Annotated in this window: 20 protein-coding genes; 12 read left to right on the top strand and 8 right to left on the bottom strand. The window is 58.4% G+C overall.

What is annotated here, in order from left to right:
* Positions 1 to 59 precede the first annotated feature (59 nt).
* Together J2741_RS08195 and J2741_RS08190 are read left to right on the top strand one after the other, a co-directional pair.
* Positions 60 to 431, top strand: a complete 372-nt coding sequence (locus tag J2741_RS08195) for a cell division protein SepF (protein WP_209674713.1) — start codon at positions 60 to 62, stop codon at positions 429 to 431.
* A complete protein-coding gene (locus J2741_RS08190) occupies positions 432 to 977 on the top strand; it encodes a ZPR1 zinc finger domain-containing protein (protein ID WP_209674711.1) in 546 nt (181 codons plus the stop codon). It abuts the gene before it with no gap.
* 7 nt (positions 978 to 984) lie between these two features.
* Here the strand turns inward: J2741_RS08190 and purM are convergent, their stop codons facing one another.
* Positions 985 to 1,980, bottom strand: a complete 996-nt coding sequence (purM, locus tag J2741_RS08185; RefSeq protein ID WP_209674709.1) for a phosphoribosylformylglycinamidine cyclo-ligase — start codon at positions 1,978 to 1,980, stop codon at positions 985 to 987.
* Positions 1,973 to 3,361, bottom strand: coding sequence for an aspartate kinase (locus tag J2741_RS08180; RefSeq protein WP_209674707.1), 1,389 nt, complete (start codon positions 3,359 to 3,361; stop codon positions 1,973 to 1,975). Before J2741_RS08180 ends, purM begins: the two co-directional genes overlap by 8 nt.
* Before the next feature lie 74 nt (positions 3,362 to 3,435).
* Here J2741_RS08180 and tfrA point away from each other — a divergent pair, with 74 nt between their 5' ends.
* The 4 genes from tfrA (at position 3,436) to J2741_RS08160 (ending at position 8,077) form a co-directional block, all read left to right on the top strand.
* Positions 3,436 to 5,061 (top strand): fumarate reductase (CoM/CoB) subunit TfrA, encoded by a 1,626-nt coding sequence (tfrA, locus tag J2741_RS08175; RefSeq protein WP_209674705.1) that lies wholly within the window; start codon positions 3,436 to 3,438, stop codon positions 5,059 to 5,061.
* Positions 5,058 to 6,533 (top strand): fumarate reductase (CoM/CoB) subunit TfrB, encoded by a 1,476-nt coding sequence (gene tfrB / locus J2741_RS08170; RefSeq protein ID WP_209674695.1) that lies wholly within the window; start codon positions 5,058 to 5,060, stop codon positions 6,531 to 6,533. Before tfrA ends, tfrB begins: the two co-directional genes overlap by 4 nt.
* 144 nt (positions 6,534 to 6,677) lie before the next feature.
* Positions 6,678 to 7,250 carry a rubrerythrin gene (rbr, locus tag J2741_RS08165; RefSeq protein ID WP_209674693.1) on the top strand — a complete coding sequence of 191 codons (573 nt, stop codon included), beginning with the start codon at positions 6,678 to 6,680 and terminating at the stop codon, positions 7,248 to 7,250.
* Entirely contained in the window at positions 7,145 to 8,077 is a 933-nt protein-coding gene (locus tag J2741_RS08160; protein WP_209674691.1) for a DUF4336 domain-containing protein, read from the top strand. Before rbr ends, J2741_RS08160 begins: the two co-directional genes overlap by 106 nt.
* A gap of 207 nt (positions 8,078 to 8,284) precedes the next feature.
* Here the strand turns inward: J2741_RS08160 and J2741_RS08155 are convergent, their stop codons facing one another.
* The 3 genes from J2741_RS08155 to J2741_RS08145 form a co-directional block, all read right to left on the bottom strand.
* The gene (locus J2741_RS08155) at positions 8,285 to 8,620 is read right to left on the bottom strand and encodes a DUF5518 domain-containing protein (RefSeq protein ID WP_209674689.1); all 336 of its coding nucleotides are present in this window, start codon (positions 8,618 to 8,620) and stop codon (positions 8,285 to 8,287) included.
* Between the two features lie 60 nt (positions 8,621 to 8,680).
* Complete coding sequence (locus tag J2741_RS08150) at positions 8,681 to 11,440, bottom strand: cation-translocating P-type ATPase (protein ID WP_209674687.1); 2,760 nt, start codon at positions 11,438 to 11,440, stop codon at positions 8,681 to 8,683.
* 148 nt (positions 11,441 to 11,588) lie between these two features.
* Positions 11,589 to 12,143, bottom strand: a complete 555-nt coding sequence (locus J2741_RS08145) for a diacylglycerol/polyprenol kinase family protein (RefSeq protein WP_209674685.1) — start codon at positions 12,141 to 12,143, stop codon at positions 11,589 to 11,591.
* A 117-nt stretch (positions 12,144 to 12,260) separates the two neighbouring features.
* Here J2741_RS08145 and J2741_RS08140 point away from each other — a divergent pair, with 117 nt between their 5' ends.
* Complete coding sequence (locus J2741_RS08140; RefSeq protein WP_209674683.1) at positions 12,261 to 13,490, top strand: DNA methyltransferase; 1,230 nt, start codon at positions 12,261 to 12,263, stop codon at positions 13,488 to 13,490.
* Positions 13,491 to 13,581: 91 nt separating this feature from the next.
* Here the strand turns inward: J2741_RS08140 and J2741_RS08135 are convergent, their stop codons facing one another.
* Both J2741_RS08135 and J2741_RS08130 read right to left on the bottom strand, forming a co-directional pair.
* Positions 13,582 to 14,742 carry an FAD-dependent oxidoreductase gene (locus tag J2741_RS08135; protein WP_209674681.1) on the bottom strand — a complete coding sequence of 387 codons (1,161 nt, stop codon included), beginning with the start codon at positions 14,740 to 14,742 and terminating at the stop codon, positions 13,582 to 13,584.
* A gap of 185 nt (positions 14,743 to 14,927) precedes the next feature.
* Positions 14,928 to 15,428: a rubrerythrin family protein gene (locus J2741_RS08130; protein WP_209674679.1), complete on the bottom strand. Its 501-nt coding sequence runs from the start codon at positions 15,426 to 15,428 to the stop codon at positions 14,928 to 14,930.
* A 258-nt stretch (positions 15,429 to 15,686) separates the two neighbouring features.
* Here J2741_RS08130 and radC point away from each other — a divergent pair, with 258 nt between their 5' ends.
* Entirely contained in the window at positions 15,687 to 16,349 is a 663-nt protein-coding gene (gene radC, locus J2741_RS08125) for a RadC family protein (RefSeq protein WP_209674677.1), read from the top strand.
* Positions 16,350 to 16,432: 83 nt separating this feature from the next.
* Here the strand turns inward: radC and J2741_RS08120 are convergent, their stop codons facing one another.
* Positions 16,433 to 17,032, bottom strand: a complete 600-nt coding sequence (locus J2741_RS08120) for a flavodoxin family protein (protein WP_209674675.1) — start codon at positions 17,030 to 17,032, stop codon at positions 16,433 to 16,435.
* A 158-nt stretch (positions 17,033 to 17,190) separates the two neighbouring features.
* Here J2741_RS08120 and J2741_RS08115 point away from each other — a divergent pair, with 158 nt between their 5' ends.
* The 4 genes from J2741_RS08115 (at position 17,191) to J2741_RS08100 (ending at position 18,679) form a co-directional block, all read left to right on the top strand.
* Positions 17,191 to 17,424 (top strand): zinc ribbon-containing protein, encoded by a 234-nt coding sequence (locus tag J2741_RS08115; RefSeq protein WP_209674673.1) that lies wholly within the window; start codon positions 17,191 to 17,193, stop codon positions 17,422 to 17,424.
* 131 nt (positions 17,425 to 17,555) lie between these two features.
* Complete coding sequence (locus J2741_RS08110; RefSeq protein WP_209674671.1) at positions 17,556 to 17,684, top strand: desulfoferrodoxin FeS4 iron-binding domain-containing protein; 129 nt, start codon at positions 17,556 to 17,558, stop codon at positions 17,682 to 17,684.
* Positions 17,685 to 17,690: 6 nt separating this feature from the next.
* Entirely contained in the window at positions 17,691 to 18,032 is a 342-nt protein-coding gene (locus tag J2741_RS08105) for a carboxymuconolactone decarboxylase family protein (protein ID WP_209674668.1), read from the top strand.
* A gap of 26 nt (positions 18,033 to 18,058) precedes the next feature.
* The gene (locus tag J2741_RS08100) at positions 18,059 to 18,679 is read left to right on the top strand and encodes a peroxiredoxin (protein ID WP_342452246.1); all 621 of its coding nucleotides are present in this window, start codon (positions 18,059 to 18,061) and stop codon (positions 18,677 to 18,679) included.
* The last annotated feature ends 341 nt before the right edge of the window (positions 18,680 to 19,020 follow it).

Below are 19,020 nucleotides of genomic sequence, written 5' to 3'. Positions count from 1 at the left end.
CCATTCGCCGGTTTAGAGAATAGATACTATTAAATAAAATTCAAATAACAAGTTTCTCTATGGTAAAGTTTCTGGACACCCTTCTTGGCAGGAGTACCCCCACCTCCGAGGACGATTATATGGACCTCGATCTGGAAGCATACGAAGAGGCTGAATCCTCGGCGCCCGCCCTCTTCGTCAAGATCGCCACCATCGGAGATATCAAGGACAGCCCGAAGATAAAGGACGAGGTTTATAACGGGAACATCGTCATTGTCGACATCGCCAGGCTGAAGATGGACAAAGTGATGTACGAGCGGGTGTTAAAAGACTTAAAAGAAGTTGCAAAGGATGTGAACGGGGACATTATCGGTCTTGGAGACCAGCGCTACGTGGTAATAACCCCCATGTCGGTCAAGATCTCGCGGGATAAGATCGGCGGGGTCGTCTAGGTGCGGACAGCCGTTCCCGGTCCCTGCCCGGTGTGCAACGCCGATATCGAATACCTGTACCAGACCGAAAATATACCCTATTTTAAAGGGATCCTGATAATTTCCGCGTGCTGTCCTTCCTGCGGGTGGCGTTTTGCAGAGACCCAGCTCCTCGAGAACGCCGAGCCGTCACGCTGGGAACTGCGGGTCGAATCGGAAGAAGATCTCAACGTCCGGGTAGTACGGAGCACCACCGGGATCATACGGATCCCGGAGCTCGGGGTGAGGGTTGACCCCGGACCGGCATGCGAGGGTTTTGTCTCCAACGTAGAGGGGGTCATCTGCAGGGTTGAGACGGTCATCGATAACCTGATCTGCTGGAACGAGGACGACCCGGAGGAACAGGAAAAAGCGCTCGCCATCAAGAAACAGCTCGAGCAGGTCCGGGCGGGGACCCTCCCGGTAACCCTGATCATCGACGATCTCACCGGGAATTCCGCCATACTCGCGGACAAGGCCAAAGTGACTCCGATCGAAGTCGTCGAAGAGTGCGAAATCGAAGAATAAAAAAAGTTCAGTTGATTTCCAGGTCGCGAAGGAAGATCCCCGGCTCCCCGGTGACCTCCCCGACTCTTTTTGCGTCCGGGAACGTCTTTTTTATCGCATCCATGCTCGATGCCGGGGCTACGAATGCATACCCCATCCCCATATTGAAGGTCCGGTAAAGCTCTTCGTCCGGGATCCTCCCCGTCTCCTTCATCCAGGAGAATATCTCCTGGGGTTCCAGGGGATCGGTGAACCGGAATCCGTACCGTGAAAGACGGCGGAAATTGAGCAGCCCTCCGCCGGTAATGTGGCACATCCCGTGGATCTCCGCCTCTGCGGTTACCCGGAGCACGGGGTGGTAGATACGTGTCGGGGTGAGGAGCGCTTCTCCGATGCTCTCGCCGCCCGGCAATTTCCTGTCCCAGGCCGAATGTTCTTCCACTACTTTCCTGGCCAGGGTGAGCCCGTTGCTGTGTACCCCTGTGGAAGGAATACCGAAGATCAGGTCGCCCGGGCGGATCTTCTCTCCGGTGATCACCTTGTCCCGGTCCTGGACCCCCAGGCAGGTGCCCGCAAGGTCGAGCCCGGTCACCAGGCCTTTCAGGGTGGCGGTCTCTCCCCCGACGATATCGATGTTGGCCTGCCGCGCCCCTTCGTCGAGCCCCTTTCCTATCTGGGCCATCTTCTCCTTATCGAGGGAGTCGGTGGCGATATAGTCGACAAAGGAGATCGGTTCGATGTTCATCACGTAGAGGTCGTTCACGTTCATTGCGATGCAGTCGATCCCTACCGTGGTCCAGTCCTTCTGCCGGTCCGCGACCAGCATCTTGGTCCCCACCCCGTCGACGGTCATGGCCAGGACCTTCTCCCCGAACCTCATCAGGCCGGCGAAATGGCCGACGCCGCCTATCATCGTGTGGTCGCCCTTCCGGCGATAGGTCAGGTTCTTCACCAGAGACCCGATCGCCTCGGATTCCAGGTCGATATCGACCCCTGCCTCCCGGTAGGTATGGACCTTACTCATCGTCTTCCTCGGAGAGCCTGAACTCGTCGTGGAGCGTCCTCATCGCCTTCTGACCGTCGGCCTGGTCCACCACGAACGAGATGTTCACCTCGGATGAGCCCTGGGAGATCATCATCACGTTGATCCCCGCCTCGCCCAGCGCGGTGAATATCCTGCCCCCGGTCCCCCGTGCTCCTGCCATACCGCAGCCGACCACCGCAACGGCACAGACGTCCCTGTTGGTGGTCACTTCCCTGACCATCCCCTGCTTGACCAGTGCGGTCAGGGCCACCTTCGCGATATTCAGCTGGGTCTCGTCGATGATCAGGGTGATGTTCGCCTCCGAGGAGCCCTGGGAGATCATCATCACGTTCACCTCGGCGTCCGCGAGCGCCGAGAAGATCATTTTGGCCACCCCCGGCCGGCCGATCATCTGGGCCCCGCAGATGCTGACCAGCGCGACCTTGTCGATGTAGGTAAGGGCCTTTACCACACGGGTATCCCGCTTCTCATGATGCACGATGCAGGTCCCCGGATGATCGGGGTTGAAGGTGTTCTTCACCCGCACCAGGATGTTCTTTCTCATCGCGGGCTCGATGGAGCGGGGGTGCATGACCTTCGCCCCGAAGTAGGAGAGTTCCATGACCTCCAGGTAGGAGATGGTGGAGAGTACCCGGGCGTTGTCGATCACCCGGGGGTCCGAGGTCATGATCCCGTCCACGTCGGTCCAGATCCAGATCTCGTCCGCGTCTATCCCTGCGCCCAGTATGGCCGCCGAGTAATCCGAGCCGCTCCTCCCGAGCGTGGTGATGATCCCGTTCTCGGTGCATCCCATGAACCCCATCACCACCGGAACCATCTCGGTGAGCAGGGGGAGCAGCCGGCTCTTGATCCTGCCGTCGCTCGCGGGGAGCGCCATCGCCTCCCCGTGCTGCGGGGTGGTGACGATCCCGGCCTCGCACCCGTCGAGCACAGTGGAAGGGATCCCCCGTTGCCGGAATGCCGCGCAGACCACCAGGGCGTTGAGCCGCTCCCCGAAGGTGATGATGTAGTCCCGTGAGCGGGGAGTGAGTTCCCTGAGGTGGTGGACCGCGTCGAGGATGTTCTCCAGGTTGGCGAGACGGTTTTCCATCTCCTTGCAGGCCTCGGATGCGTAGTCCCCGGCGACCTGGTTGAGCACCTTCTCATGCCTCACCCGCAGCGAGTGGATGAAGGACCCGATGGTACTGGTATCCTGGCTTTTCACGATCTCCTCTGCGATCGCGATGAGCTGGTCGGTTACTCCCCGCTGCGCAGAGACTACTACCGCGACCTCATCATCGCGCAGGTAGTGGCGTTCCACGATGTCGACCACCTGCGTGACGCTGTCTGCGTCGGCAACGGATGTTCCGCCAAATTTCATTAAAAATCTCATTCTGGCTCACTCTGTCCTTTAACCATCTATTTATGTAAGTATAGGCCGCATGAAATAATAAGATGCGTTCTGATTGTGTGAGGGATTACCACGTCCTGATTATCGGCAGCGGAGGGGCCGGAGTCCGGGCAGCGATCGAGGCCTCTAACTACGGGGAAACACTCCTGGTCTCTAAAACCATCGCCGGAAAGGGTGGCTGCACCCCCATGGCCGAAGGGGGCTACAATGCGGTGCTCAGGAAAGAAGACTCCTGCGAGATCCACTACGAGGACACGCTCAAGGGGGGAGGCTACTTAAACGACCGGGAACTCGTCCGGATCCTGGTCGACGAGGCCCCGCAGCGAATGGACGACCTTCTCCACTGGGGTGCGGTCTTCGACGTGACCGACTGCTGCGAGGTGGCCCAGCGGCCCTTCGGCGGGCAGCGGTTTCCCCGCACCTGCTACGCAGGGGACAGGACCGGCCACGAGATGATGATGACGCTCATGGACCGCCTGGCCTCGACAGACGCTGAGATCGAGGACGAGGTCACGGTGATCGATCTGCTCACCGATGAGGGCAGGGTGAACGGGGCGGTCGGGCTCGACCGCAAGGGAGAAATGGTCATATTCTCCGCCGACAGCGTAGTGCTCGCCACCGGCGGGGGGACCCGAATTTACGATATCTCCACCAACTCCTCCTCGGGGACCGGCGACGGGTTCGCCCTTGGCTACCGGGCGGGGGCGGAGGTCATCGACATGGAACAGGTCCAGTTCCATCCCACCGGCGCGGTATACCCCTACGATGCGAGAGGCCGGCTGGTCACCGAGGCGGTCCGGGGTGAAGGAGGGGTCCTCAAGAACAGCCTCGGTGAACGGTTCATGAAAATGTACGACCCCGAGCGGATGGAACTCTCCACCCGCGACGTGGTCGCCAGGTCAATCGCGACCGAGATCCTGGAGGGGCGGGGGACTGCCCATGGAGGAGTCCACCTCGACGTGACCCATCTCCCGAGGCACCAGATCGAGAGCAGGCTCCCGGTGATGCTCGAGCAGTTTAAAAAATTCGGGGTGGATATCCGGGATGAACCGATGGAAGTGGCCCCCACCGCCCACCACATGATGGGAGGGCTGAGGATCAGCCCCCGGGCTGAGACTACCCTCCCCGGGCTCTATGCGTGCGGAGAGGTGACCGGGGGGGTACACGGCGCAAACCGGCTGGGGGGGAACGCGCTCGCGGATACCCAGGTATTCGGAAAAAGGGCAGGCGAATCGGCGGGCAAAGCGGAGATCAGGGGCCGCCGTATCGACGAAGCCCAGATCGGGGCCCAGCAGGCCCGGCTAGATGGATTCCTTACCGGGGACACCAATCCCTTCCATGTAACGCGGTCCCTCCAGACCGCAATGTGGGAAGGAGCGGGGATATTCCGGACGGAACAGGGACTGGCAAAGACCGCAGGTATCATCAACCACCTTGGAACGCTCCGGCTCCGGGCCGCGACACCCGAGAACCTTGTCCAGTGCTGCACCGTCCAGAACATGCTGCTCACCGCCTCCCTCGTCTGCCGGGCGGCCCTGCTCCGGAAAGAGTCGAGGGGCGCCCACGTGAGGAGGGACGTGACCCAGGCCTGGGACGTCCAGCATTCCCCGTATAAGCACACATATCTCGCGAAAGACCGGGAAGGGATCGAGACGGGGGTGTGGGAATGAAGGAGATCAGCGCCAGGGTTTTCCGTTTCGACCCCGTGCACGACAAGGAGCCGCATTTCCAGAATTACACCGTGCAGGTGAACGACGGGGCAAGGGTGCTCCACGTGCTCCATGCCATCCATGACGAGATCGACCCCACCCTCTGCTACCGTTATTGCTGCGAGTCGGGCCAGTGCGGGAGCTGTGCGCTCCGGGTGAACGGCGAGCCGGCCCTCGCATGCATGGAAGAGGCAAAGGACGGGATGGTCATCGAACCCCTCAACCTCCCCATTACCCGCGACCTCGTGGTGGACTTAAAGCCCTATATCCGGGCTCTTCCCCGCCTTATTCCGGGTGCGGAGTTCCGCATGCCGAATATGGAAGAGGTGGATCTCTTAAAACCGCTCCGGAGCTGCATCGAGTGCATGGCCTGCGTCTCGGTCTGCCCCGCCCTCCAGGTAATAGAGTTCGCAGGGCCCACCGCCATGCGGCAGGACACCCGCCTGGCCCTCGACCCCCGTGACGGATGCGACCGGGTCACCGAGGCGGTGAACTCCGGACTCTTCACCTGTACCTCATGCCAGGCCTGCTGGAAGGTCTGCCCCAAGGAGATCGAGATGCCGGGGAAGGCAATCGAGAAGCTCCGGGCGATGGCCAACAAGAAAGGTCTGACCCTCCCCCGGCACCAGGAGGTGGCGAAGATGGTCAGGGAGACTGGAAGGAGCGTCGACCGGACCGAGCCCACCTTCCTGGAACAAGTCCCCGAGGTCCTCGAGCCGTACGGGGAACTGAAAGGGACCGTGGGATTCTTCGTGGGCTGCATGTACAACCAGCGCCTCCCGAAGACAGCCCTGAACGCGATGGAGGTGCTCCGGAGAAACGGTTTCCGGATTATAATTCCCAAGGAGCAGGTCTGCTGCGGTTCGCCCCTTATCAGGACCGGGCAGGTCGACTTCCTGGACACTCTGAAACGGAGGAACATCGACGCCTACGCGTTCCGGAAGATCGATACTGTGGTGACCATGTGCGCCGGGTGCGGGTCCACAATGAAGCATGACTATCAAAACCTCCCCTTCCGGGTGATAGACATCAACGAACTGCTCACGAAATGCGGGATCGAACCCCCCGCACGCCTCCCGGTGAAGGCGACCTATCACGACCCCTGCCACCTCCTCCGGGGCCAGGGGATCAGGAACCAGCCCAGGGAGCTGATCACCCAGGTAGTGGACCTCGTCGAAATGCCATCAATCTGTTGCGGATCCGGAGGCGGTGTCCGGTCGGGAGTACCGGAAGAGGCCGCCGCACTTGCCGAAAACCGTCGGCGGGAGATCGAGAAGACCGGGGCCGGGATCGTGATCAGTTCCTGCCCGTTCTGCGAGTTCCACCTCAGCGGCCATACCGATCGGCCGGTGAAGAACGTCTGTACTGTGCTCCTGGAAGGCTACCAGGAGAAGGACCGGCAGAAGAAGGACGCCGGGAAACCTGCGTGCTGATCGGGCACCTCATTTTAATTCGTCCTGATTAGGGCTTTTTGGTGAACCTGCCCAGGATACCGGTTGTTCAAGGGATCATTCCCGCCACGCCGGGATCCAAAGAAAAAACATACCTTTTTTCGATTTCCGGGTGGATCAGATCCCATGGAACTGAAAGGCAGCCGGACGGAGAAGAACCTCCTCGCCGCATTCGCCGGGGAGTCCCAGGCCCGGACCCGGTACTCGTTCTTTGCGAGCGTCGCGAAGAAAGAGGGATACGAACAGATATCCGCGATCTTCCTCGAGACCTCCGACAACGAGAAGGAGCATGCGAAGCTCTTTTTTACCCACCTGATGGGCGGAATGGTGGAAATATCCGCCGCCTATCCCGGAGGGGTCATCGGCAGCACCGCACAGAACCTCAGGGCAGGAGCAGACGGGGAGCATTTCGAATGGGGCACGCTTTATCCCGGCTTTGGCGATACTGCCGAAAAAGAAGGGTTTCCGGACGTTGCCAATACCTTCAGGCAGGTGGCGAAGGTGGAGTCCTACCACGAACGCCGTTACCGAAAACTCCTCGAGGATGTTGAGGAGGACCGCGTATTCAAGCGAGACACCCCGGTCCATTGGAAATGCAGGAATTGCGGGTTTGTCCTGGAGAGCACTTCGGCCCCCCTCAACTGCCCGGTCTGCACGCATCCACGGGCATACTTCGAACTGTGGTGCGAGAATTACTGAGCGTTTTCATTCAGGATTTCATTTTTTCTCCGACTGATGCAGTGTTACCCGGGAACGAAAAATCACCGCTTCTTACTCTTAATGAGTATATTAAAGTCCCGGCAACTGTAAGAGGCATTGCAAAAATGTCCGGCTTTGAATCATTTGCAGAGGATGTGTGGATCATTGACGGGCCGCCCGTCCGGGACTCCGGAGTAACTTTTACGACCCGCATGACCGTCGTGAAGCTCTCTGACGGTTCGTTATGGGTGGATTCCCCCGTGTCCTTGCCATTTGATATGCTCGAACGAATCACCGGTCTGGGAGCGGTCCGTTATCTCATTGCAGCAACCCCGAGGCACGTCTGGCGGTTGGACGAATGGCATACCCTGTTTCCCGGGGCGGAGTTGTGGGTTCCACGGCCCACCCCGTTCACCTTGAAAAAAGGGTCCTTTCCCGTGACCGGAATCCTGGGGGACATACCGGGTTCCGGCTGGTCGGATGATATCGATCAGTGTGCGTTCAGGGGCAACCCTCTCATCGAGGAAATCTTCTTCTTTCATAAAAAATCGCACACGGTCATCCTGGATGATCTCATTCAGGTTCATCCCCTGGTGAAGGGCAGCCCCTTTCGCAACGCATTGATCAGAATGGCAGGCGTCGCAGAACCGCACGGCGGCGTCCCGCTCGACATCAGGCTATCCTTTATCAACCGGAATGCAGCCAGGAAATCTCTGGAGAAACTACTTTCCTGGGACTTTGACAGACTGATCATCGCCCACGGCGATTGTATCGGACAGGATGCGAAACAATTCGTGGAAAAGGCGTTTCATTGGCTCAATCGCTGAAATATCGCGGAATTTCCCCGATATGAGAACGGCCTTGCCAGATCCGGAAAGGCGGCCGGGAGCCCGGTACCGGATTCGATGTCCCGCCATCCGTTCACCAAGCCCGACTATCGGGTCCCGTGAATCCCTGTGTCAGGGTCCCGTCTCCGGGGATTAACATTAGAATCAGGCGATAGTGAGTATCGCCAAAAAAAATGATATACCAATTTACTTCGCGATCAGTCCGCCGAGTGCCCCGCCGACCAGTCCCAGGAGAGCGCTGTAGAGAGCCAGGGCGATAAATATCACCAATAGCCCAAGCCCCCCCAGGAAACCAAAGATGCCGAGAAAGATCATCCCGCCCACGGTAAAGATGATACCGAGCACGATCGCACCGAAGATGCCGGCGACGAACCCTGCCTTCGCCCCGTTCCACCATCCTCCACGGGCGATGATCCCGGCAACGAAACCCCCGATGATAGGGCCCAGGACAGGGAGAAAATTCAGGATTATCATAACGATGAACCCGACGAGTGCCCCGAGCCAGAAGTTACCTTTCGCCATGATGGTTGGTGGGTAAAGAAGGGTAAAAGTCCTTTCTGGTACCTGATGACAAGGATCAGGCTAGATCCCAGGAGCCGACGGCCTGTCTCCGTCCTGCCTGCCGCTCCCCGGATGTCCCTGTCTTCTCATGTTCCACTTGAAAATCTCCATCACCACCAGGACCAGGGAGGCAAGGGTTAGGAAAACGGCCCAGTCAGCGAGTGAGACCGGGCCGATCTGGAGTACCTCCTGCATAAAAGGGATATTCATCGCTGCGATCTGTACCGCCTGTGCCATGACGATCCCGCCTATGAGGAGGTAATTGTTCCGGAGCGGAATGCTGAAGAGAGACCGGTACTCCGACCTGCAATTCAGGGCATGGAAGTTTTCAAGGAGCACCATGAGCAGCACCAGCATGCTCCTTGCCAATGCTTCGTCCCATCCTTCGTGGAGCAGCCAGAACCACGTGGAGAACGCGATGATTCCGATCACCATCCCGGAAAGGACCGTCTGCCGGACCATGAGGCGATTGAATACCCCCTCGTCAGGTCTCCTGGGCGGCCGGGACATGGTCTCGGGTTCTCCTTTCTCGAACGCGAGCGCAACGTCCTGTATCCCGTTGGTCACAAGGTTCAGCCAGAGCAACTGTACGGCGAAGAGAGGGAGGGGGAGCCCGAACAGGAGTGCGAGCGTAAAGAGAATGATCTCTGCAAACCCTGTGGAGATGAGAAGATAGGTCACCTTCCTTATGTTGTCGTAGGCAAAGCGCCCTTCTTCGATTCCGGATACGATCGATGAGAAATCATCGTCGGTCACGATCATGGAAGAGGTGTCTTTCGCCACATCGCTCCCGCTGCCCATCGCCACCCCGATATTCGCTCTCCGGAGCGCTGGGGCATCGTTCACCCCGTCCCCGGTAACCGCGACGAAATGGCCGTTCCTGATCATGGCGTTTACGATCTGGAGTTTCTGCAGCGGGCTCACCCGGGCAAAAACCCGGCCTTCATCGACCTTACGGAGGAATTCGGGGATATCCGATGAACCGAGGGAATCAAGGTCTGTACCGGTCACCACCCGCCCCTCGTCGTCGGCGATCTCCAGTTTTTTGGCGATAGCAAGCGCGGTATCGGGATGATCCCCGGTGATCATCGCCACTTCGATCCCCGCGTTCCTGCACCGCTTGACCGCATCGGGGACATCCGGCCTGAGAGGATCGATAAACCCCGCGAGCCCCAGCAGGGTGAGTGGCGGACGGACGACCTCGAGTTCCAGTGGTTCCGGGGGAAGTTCCGGAAGAGTGCCCTCCGCAACCGCCAGCACCCGGAATCCCTGGCGGGTAAGGGATCGGTGCAAGACCTCGACGGTCGCGGTATCGCGGGGAGCATCCCACTCCTTCCCTCCGGATGATACGCAATACGGAATAAGCGTCTCTACCGCCCCCTTTACCGCGATCCTGACCTGCCCGTCCTCACGGAAGTATACAGCCTGGTACCGTCGTTCCGGTTCATAGGGAATTTCGTGAAGAATCTGGAGATCGCCCCGTACCCGGTCGGGTTCGATCCCGGCTTTATACCCGTACGCGAGGAGCGCCACATCCATCGCATCGCCGGAGGAGATCCAGCGGTCTCCCTCAGAGTACAGACTTCCCTCGTTGCAGATCGCCGCTGCTCGCGCCATTTTCTTTATCCGTTCCAGGTCCTCTTCTCCGGGAGGCGCCGACTCGGGGGAGAGGATTGATCCGGATCCCGAATATCCCGTACCGGTGACTGAAAATTCCGAACCCGTGGGGAGAATTATCCTGGTAACCGTCTGCTGATTCACAGTGAGGGTCCCGGTCTTATCCGTGGCGATCATCGTGCAGCTTCCCAGGCTCTCGACCGCGGCGAGCCGGCGAATTATGACGTTTCGTTCCGCCATCCGTGAAGCGCCTATGGAGAGGGCTACGGTAATGGCTACGGGAAGTCCTTCAGGGATCGCCGACACTGCCAGCGCTACCGCGAGAAAGAACACTTCCGCGAGAGGGGCTCCACGAGAGAGGGATATCGCAGCCATCAGGACACTCGCGCCCACCACGAGTAGTCCTATCCGGAGGGAAAACCGTTCCATCCTGGCGATCAATGGCGGTTTCGCAGCTTCGGTGGTGGCGACGGCTTCGGCGATAGCCCCTACCTCGCTCTGCATTCCGGTAGCGGTGACAACCCCTGCCCCTCGCCCGCTGGTGACTGTGGTCCCGCCAAAGACCATGTTGGACCTTTGCGGGAGGGGTGTCGATCCGGGCAGGACCGGAAGGGACTTCTCCACCGTTATCGATTCACCCGTGAGAATCGACTCGTCGACCGAAAGGTGGGCGGAATGGGTAAGGCGCAGGTCTGCCGGTACCCGGTCGCCCGATTCCAGGGAGACCAGGTCGCCCGGGACCAGCAGGGTGGCGTCAACCCGCCGGTCGTGCCCGGCTCGATGGACCTGTGCCGTGATGTGCAGGAGCTTCTCGAGCTTGTGTGCGCTCTGTTCGGCTTTCCACTCCTGCACAAGTCCGATAGCGGCATTGAGCATTACTACCAGGAGGATAAATGCCGCGTCCTTGACATCCTGCAGCAGATAGGATATTACGGCGGCTATCAGGAGAATATAGATTAGCGGGCTTTTGAATTGGCGGAGGAAGAGGATCAGGACACCCGGGGGCTTCTTCGCGGGGAGGACGTTGGGGCCGTACTGTTCCAGCCGTTTTTCTGCCTCATCTTCCGACAGCCCCGAAGGCCCGGTGCAGAGACGCTCATAAACCTCTTCGATGGGGCGCGAATGCCAGGAGATCCGTTCATTTCCTCGCAGGTCCTCGTCCATCCTCCAATCCACTCTCCCCCGACCCGGTACTCCCCGGTCTCTCATTCCGACCCGCCAAGGAGCAGGCTGCACTGACTATGGACCCTGAGAATATAAATTATCGGCGAGACGGGACGTGCCCTGCTGAAATTCCCACCGGGACCTCAATTCATCCGGTTGCCATCAGGGTGAGCACGATACAGACCGCAACCGGGATCAGCAGGTTGTCATCCACCGGGGAGAGGAGTTCCACCACACCGGCTACGATTGCCGCGACCAGTGCCTGCAGGGGTGCGATAAGCGGGAGCATGGCGATCACGGCAACACCCACTCCCGCAAATAGTCCTTCTGAGGTTTTGTTCTTCCAGATCTTCTGTTTTCCGAACCGGATGCCCACGATGGTCGCAAAGCCGTCAAGCAGCGTGAGGGTGAGCACCGCGGGGACCACCACCTGTTTTGGAAAGACAATCAGGCAGAAGAGGGAACTCAGGGCAAAATACAGCGCTCCTTTCCCCGGGAGGACATCTTTTCTCTCAAGGCTTTTGATCAGGTAGGAAATGAGGGGGACGGGGTGCCCGTTGTGGACCGCATCCGAGAGAATAGCCCCCACGAAGAGTCCCAGGGCGAGAAATGTGATGGCCAGGTCCCGGTCAAGAAAGTAGATCATCGCGGTGATGCCCAGTCCGAAGACGATGTGCACCGTCTTCCGCATGATCTCGTCCATGAGGGTACCGTACAAAAATCATGTGCTAAAAAGGATCGCATGTGACCGGACCGGATCGCACCGCAGCATGCCACATTTGATGTACAACCCGGTTCATAATTCTTTGAGCATTCTGGCATGGATCTGCGTGGATACCTGCAAAAGTTCCGCTTATCGGATACGGGGAGAACGGGACCGGGGACCCGGACGGATTACCTGGAGATCGGGGGTGAGACCGTCCCCCGCTTTACCAACGAGTTCTGGACCCCGGCACAGAGAAAGGCCTCCTCACTCCAGGAGATCTCCTACCGGGCGTGTTTTAAACCCCAGCTCCCCCGTTTCTTCATCAATCTGCTCACAAGGCCGGGAGACCGCGTCTATGACCCCTTCTCCGGCAGGGGGACCACGGTCCTCGAGGCCGGGCTCATGGGCCGGCAGGTCGTCGCCAACGATATCAACCCGCTCTCCCGGATCCTGACCGCTCCGAGGTTTTTTATTCCTTCATACGCGGAGGTCGCGGAAAGGCTCGGGTCTCTCGTTCCACCCGGGCCCTGCACGACCGGACCCGACCTTTCCATGTTCTACCACCCCGATACGTTGGAGGAAATCCTCTCGCTCCGGGCTTACCTGTGTGCCAGGAGGGAGAGCGGAAAAGAGGACCGGGCGGACCGGTGGATCCGGATGGTGGCCACCAACCGGCTCACCGGGCATTCCCCCGGTTTCTTCTCGGTCTACACGCTCCCCCCGAACCAGGCCGCGAGCCCCGAAGGCCAGCGGAAGATCAATGCCCGGAGAGCGCAGTCACCCGAATACCGTGATACACGGGCGATCATCCTGAAAAAAACCAGGTCACTGACGAAAGACCTCACCCCGGAGACCGTGAGGATGCTGGAGGACATCGGCGGATCAGCCTTGTTTCTCTGTAACGATTCGAGATGTACCCCTGATATCCATGATAATTCCGTGAATCTCACCGTGACTTCGCCCCCGTTTCTTGATGTGGTCCAGTACAGCAAGGACAACTGGCTGCGGTGCTGGTTCAACGGTATCGATCCCGGGCAGATCGAGGAAGGGATCACGATCACCCGCTCTCTCGGGGAGTGGTCCTCTGTCATGGAGGCGACGTTTGAAGAACTGTACCGGATTACCGCCCCGGGAGGCCATGTGGCATTCGAGGTGGGAGAAGTGCGGAACCGGACACTCCGGCTGGACGAAGCGGTCGTCCCCCTCGGGACCAGGGCAGGATTCTCCTGCCTGGGGATCGTGGTACATGAACAGGCCTTCACTAAGACCTCCCATATCTGGGGGATCGGGAACAATTCCAGGGGAACGAATACCAACAGAATCGTTCTTTTTTCGAAAAAATAGGAAACTGTCTGGGGAGATCCGGATATCAGACTGGCGGGAAACCGCGTCCCGGTGCGGGATCTCCGCCGGTAACGCCCCCGGGGTAGTGCCGCTATCCCGCCGAGGTAATCAGCAGGTATTCGTACGCCTCGAGGGCTGCTTTTGCCCCCTCGCCCGACGCGGTGATAATCTGTTTTGTCTTGATATTGGTGATATCGCCCGCGGCAAAGAGCCCCTCGATGCTGGTGTGGCAGTTTACATCCACGACGACCTCTTTCTGGTCGTTCATCTCCACCAGACCTTCCAAAAAATCTGTGTTGGGAACCCACCCGATCTCGGCGAAGACCCCGTCGAGTGTGATCATAGTCTCCTTTCCGGTCTTCTTTTCCCGGATGGTGATCCCGGTGAGCACGGTATTCCCGTGCAGCGTGACGACCGCACTGTCCAGGTGAGTGACGATATTCTTCTTCTCCTGGTAGATATTCACGTAGTTCTGGTCCGCCCGGATGGTGCTTCTCACGATAAGATGGACTTCCCTCGCGATCCCGCTCATCTCGATCGCGGTCTGCAGGGCAGAGTTCCCGCCCCCCACGATCGCCACGACCTTGTCCCGAAAGAGCGGCCCGTCGCAGGTGGCACAGACCGAAAGCCCCCGGCCGAGATACTTCTCCTCCCCTTCGACACCCAGTTTCCGTGGACGTTTTCCCTGGGCGAGGATTACTGTACGGGCGATGTACGTGGCATTGGTCACGGTATCGACCATGAAGAGCACCCCCTCCTTCCGGAGCCCGGCGACCCGGTCCAGTTCCACGTGGATGTTCTGCGAACGGACCTGTTCCTCGAACTTGCGCATCAGCTCGTCCCCGCTGATCATCCGGTAGCCCATGTAGTTATCGATGGCCCAGCTCTCCAGCGCCTGGCCCCCGATGTTCTCGCTGATGATCACGGTTTTTACACCCTTTCTCGAACAGTACACACCCGCGGTAAGCCCTGCAGGACCCGCCCCGACGATCAGGACGTCGTACAGGTCTCCTTCCTTTGCCGTACCGAAGAGTTCGTTCAACCGCTGGCTGTCAAACCCGACGATCACCTCTTCGTCAACCGTGGTCACCGGGACACCGTACTGCCCGGAGATCTCCACCATCTTCTTGGCGGCCTCTTTATCGGCGCCCACATCAATGGCCTCGTACTCCACCCCGTGCTTATCCAGGAACGCTTTGACCATCCTGCAGTACGGGCACCCCTGGGTATAGTATACTGTGACCTTCGGCATTCATCCGTTTCTATGCCCCTGACCGGGTATAAAGCTTCGGAGACGGCCGATCCGGTCAGGTCGCGCCGTCGGCGATGCGTGCACGGGGGTCATCCCCGCGTGAAAAATCACATGATTCCTTTCCAGGACGCAGGCATTCGAAATGAAATGCCGGGGGCATTTCCGTATAAAAAAGGGTCGTGTGATTATTCGATAACCCGGAATATCTTCCTGACCGCACTGCACACCGGGCACTTTTCGGGCGCGGGCTCGAGGAAGATCGCCCCGCATGCGGGGCAGAGATACACGGTCCGGTTGGACATGTCCTGGCCTGCTTTCAGGGCCTTCAAAGCGTCCTTGTAGTGGTTTGCATGTATTTCCTCGGCTTTCATTGCGTAGGTGAAGACCAGGGCCATGTCGCTCTTCTTCTCCGCTTCCGCATCCTTGAGGAACCCGGGATACATATTCTTGAATTCGTGGGTCTCCCCGGCGACCGCACCTTCCAGGTTCTTCTCGGTGCTCTCCACCTTACCCATCGCTTTCATCAGTTTCTTCGCGTGGATCGCTTCTGCCTCCGATGCCGCCCGGAACAGCCTCGCGATATGAGGGAATCCCTCGGCGACCGCCTGGTCGGCAAAAATCATGTACTTCCGGTTCGCCTGGGATTCCCCGGCGAATGCCTCCATTGCATCTTCCATTGTTGCCATGGGGAGTAGTGTGGGACGAAATTCATATCAAGGTATGGTTCCCGCCCTCCCTCCGGCTCTTCTCCCACGATACGGGCACATGTCCGGGCCTTGATTTCACGGGTGCACGCACTCGGGGCCTCGTTCGGCATTCCGAAGAAATTAATGAGTGACACAGGGGAACCGTCACCCCTGCAGAACGGGAGGCGGGGATAAAACGACAGGCCTTTGTGTCCCACCGTGAGAAAAATTTCCGATCAATCAAGGTGGCACCCAGGTATGAAGAAGATCCGGAATATCGACCCCGCCGATCGCCCCCGTGAGAAACTGGCCCGCAGTGGGGCTGAATCGCTCTCTGACAGGGAACTGGTAGCCGCGATCATCGGGAGCGGGATGAAGGGGAAGGATGTGTTCGAGGTCTCAGGAGAGGTCGTCCGGGCGCTCGAACCGTTGAGCGATCTGCGCTTCTCAACCCTTGCAGGGATAAAGGGGATGGGGGCTGCAAAAGCGTCCCAGATCCTGGCCTCGTTCGAGCTCGCCCGCCGGTACCTGCCTCCCCCGGGGAAGCGGGTAAAGATCGCCGGCCCTGTCGACGTGCTCCCCCTGGTAAAATTCCTCGAGGGAAAACGGCAGGAACATTTCGTGGTCGTCACCCTCAACGGGGCGAATGAGGTTATCGAGACCCGGATCGTGACCGTCGGCCTGCTGAACCACAGCCTCGTGCACCCCAGGGAGGTCTTTGCGGATGCCATCGCCGACCGGGCGGCCGCGGTGATCTGCGTGCATAACCACCCGTCGGGGACCCTGGAGCCCAGCAGCCAGGACCTGGCCATAACCCGCCAGCTGGTAGAGGCAGGAGAACTCCTGGGGATCAGGGTACTCGATCACCTCATCGTGACCGGCGATGGATTCGTGTCTCTCAAAGAGCGGGGACAGGTCTGATCGGTAAAAAAGGAATTCCAGGATTTCCCGGAACTCAAATCCTCCACGTAGGGGACACCGGGAAATTCCCGGTGTCCGCCATCTCATGATTCAGAAACAAGCGCCCGCCCCATTTCGTATCCTTTCCGGTACGCCTCTTCGAGGTGCTCAGGGCGGGTGGTGATGTCCCGGATGTTATCCATATCGGGGATGAGCAGTTCTCCCCAGTATTCCACATCGATGATGGAGAAAAATGCCTTCACGGTGAGTTTCGCCCCGTCGAACACGTACGGGACGTTCATCCCTGAAATCGCGATATAGAGCCCTTTGCGGCGATCACGTTTCTCTTTTGGGACGAATGGGGAATTCCGCACGTATTTTGCCATGAAATAGACCTGGAACCGGTCCATGAACGATTTCAGGACTCCGGGGATCCCCATGGTCATGACCGGCGAGGCAAGGATCACCCCGTCAAGGGTGGAAAAACGGGCATACATGGGGGTCATGTCGTCCTTCATGGCACATGTGTCGTGCTCGACGCAATAGAAGATCTCCCTGCATGACCGGAAATCAAGCCTGCATACCTCGATCTTCTCCACCGTGCACCCTGCATCTTTCGCCCCGTCCAGTGCACGATCGAGGAGTTTCGCCGTATTCCCGGAGTAGAGGGGGCTTCCGAGGACTCCTATCACGGTTGGCGGCATGAACGAGTGTTTCCTCCCGGGAACGCATATATCTTTGGAACCAGACCCGGATTGTTACCTGAAATCTCCCCGATATCAGGCGAATTTTGGTGAGTCCTCCTCATTTTGGATTCCCAAACACAAATGATAAATAACTTTCACGCCTAAAGAGGAGTTAGGTGATTCAAGTGACCGAAAAGGTGACGGCAGGCCAGAAAGTTGGGCCCGGCAAGTATGTCTGTCTCGATTGCGGACGAGAATATGAACTGGATAAAACCGAGCAGGACCTGAGGAAGTGCCCCCACTGCGCCTGTGCAGAATATCAGTGCTTCCCCATGACACATATCCGTCCGGATATCAAAACGCCGGAGGATGCGAAGAAACCGCCGAAGCGCGGAGACAGTCTTCAGTAAAGATCTCTTTTTAGCTTTTTTTCTTTCCGGGCGAACGTCATTCATTCTGCCCTTCCCGCTTCCATAACTTTTTTTGCTTATTAGCGCCAGTTCCCGTTACAGAATGTACATTGAAAGGAGGTTTTAGAAGAATGGTCAATGTTTCGAAAGAGGGAGAAGTATATGAATGTGAGATATGCGGAAACGTCGTGGTCGTCAAGGTGGCCGGGGGAGGAGAACTGGTCTGCTGTGGCCAGCCGATGAACCGCATAAAGGGGTGAATGAGAATGGATAAACAGTTAAAAGACCTGGAAGACAAGATCGGCAAGGTCCCGAAGATCTTTGAGGACCTGCAGAAGATCGACCCGGCGCTCTATAAATCCGTCATGGCCCTCGATCAGATGGTGTGGGCCGACGGAGCGCTGTCGAAAAAGACCAAGAAACTGATCGCGGTAGCAATCGCCGCAGCCCTTCGTGACCGCCATGCGGTGAGGGCACAAATGGCGGGTGCAAAACATCTCGGAGTCACCATGGAAGAGATGGACGAGGCTATGAGAGTCGCCTTCCTCCTTGCCGGAATGCCGGCGTATGTCTATGGTAAATCCGCCGCGGAAGAATTCCTGAAGTGATTGCGATGTGCGGAGATTTCAGCAGCATGCCGGTTCTTGGAGAGCCTGCGCCGGACTTCGAGGCGGCTACGACCAACGGCCCCCTGAAACTGTCGGACCTCAAGGGGAAATGGGTGGTGTTGTTCTCTCATCCCGCAGACTTCACCCCCGTCTGTACTACCGAGTTTATCGCATTTTCTGGGGTTGCTGAAGAATTAAAGGCCCTCAACGTGCAGTTGATCGGCCTTTCCATCGATTCCGTCCATTCCCACCTGGCCTGGATCCGGAGCGTGAAGGAGAAGATGGGGGTCGAGATCCCGTTCCCCATCATCGCGGACCTGGATATGAAGGTAGCCAAAAAGTACGGAATGTTACACCCGGGAATCAGTGACACCGCCACAATCCGCACCGTCTTTTTCATCGACGACAAGGGGATCATGAGAGCCATGATCTATTACCCCTCGTCCAACGGCCGCTACATCCCCGAGATCATCCGGCTGGTCAAAGCGCTCCAGACCTCGGACAAGTACGGGGTCGCCACCCCTGCCAACTGGCAGCCGGGAGACAAAGTAGTGGTTCCTGCGCCGAAGAATAAGGCCGAGATGGATAAAAGGCTCTCTGAAGGGTACGAGTGCAAGGACTGGTACCTTTGCTTTAAGAAGATCTGATCTTTTTTCCTTTTTTCACCACAACCGATGACTCCTCGTGCCGGTAGCTCTGCGAGGAGAGGTTACAGGAGCATGCCGCTAAAATCAGGCATGTTGCCGGGTTCAGGGTTCCCACGGAATTCCCGCCTGGCCGGTGATCCCGGGGCCCGGTCATCAGGGCGGATTGTTCATCATGCAGGGCATTCTCTGCAGTCCCTGGCATGTTCGGGGTATTTTCGACCCGGATGCAGACGGCGGGGATCCCCGGATCATACCGGTGTTTCTCCCGGGCGATCCCTCACACCTCCGATACGCCTGAACTCTGCAATGAATAGGAAAAAGAAGAGGTAAGAAGACCTGAA

It is taken from the genome of Methanolinea mesophila, from assembly GCF_017873855.1.
Classification (GTDB): Archaea; Halobacteriota; Methanomicrobia; order Methanomicrobiales; family Methanospirillaceae; genus Methanolinea_B; species Methanolinea_B mesophila.
The sequence above is the reverse complement of the archived record's forward strand: the minus strand, read 5'-3'. Positions and strand labels throughout refer to the sequence as shown.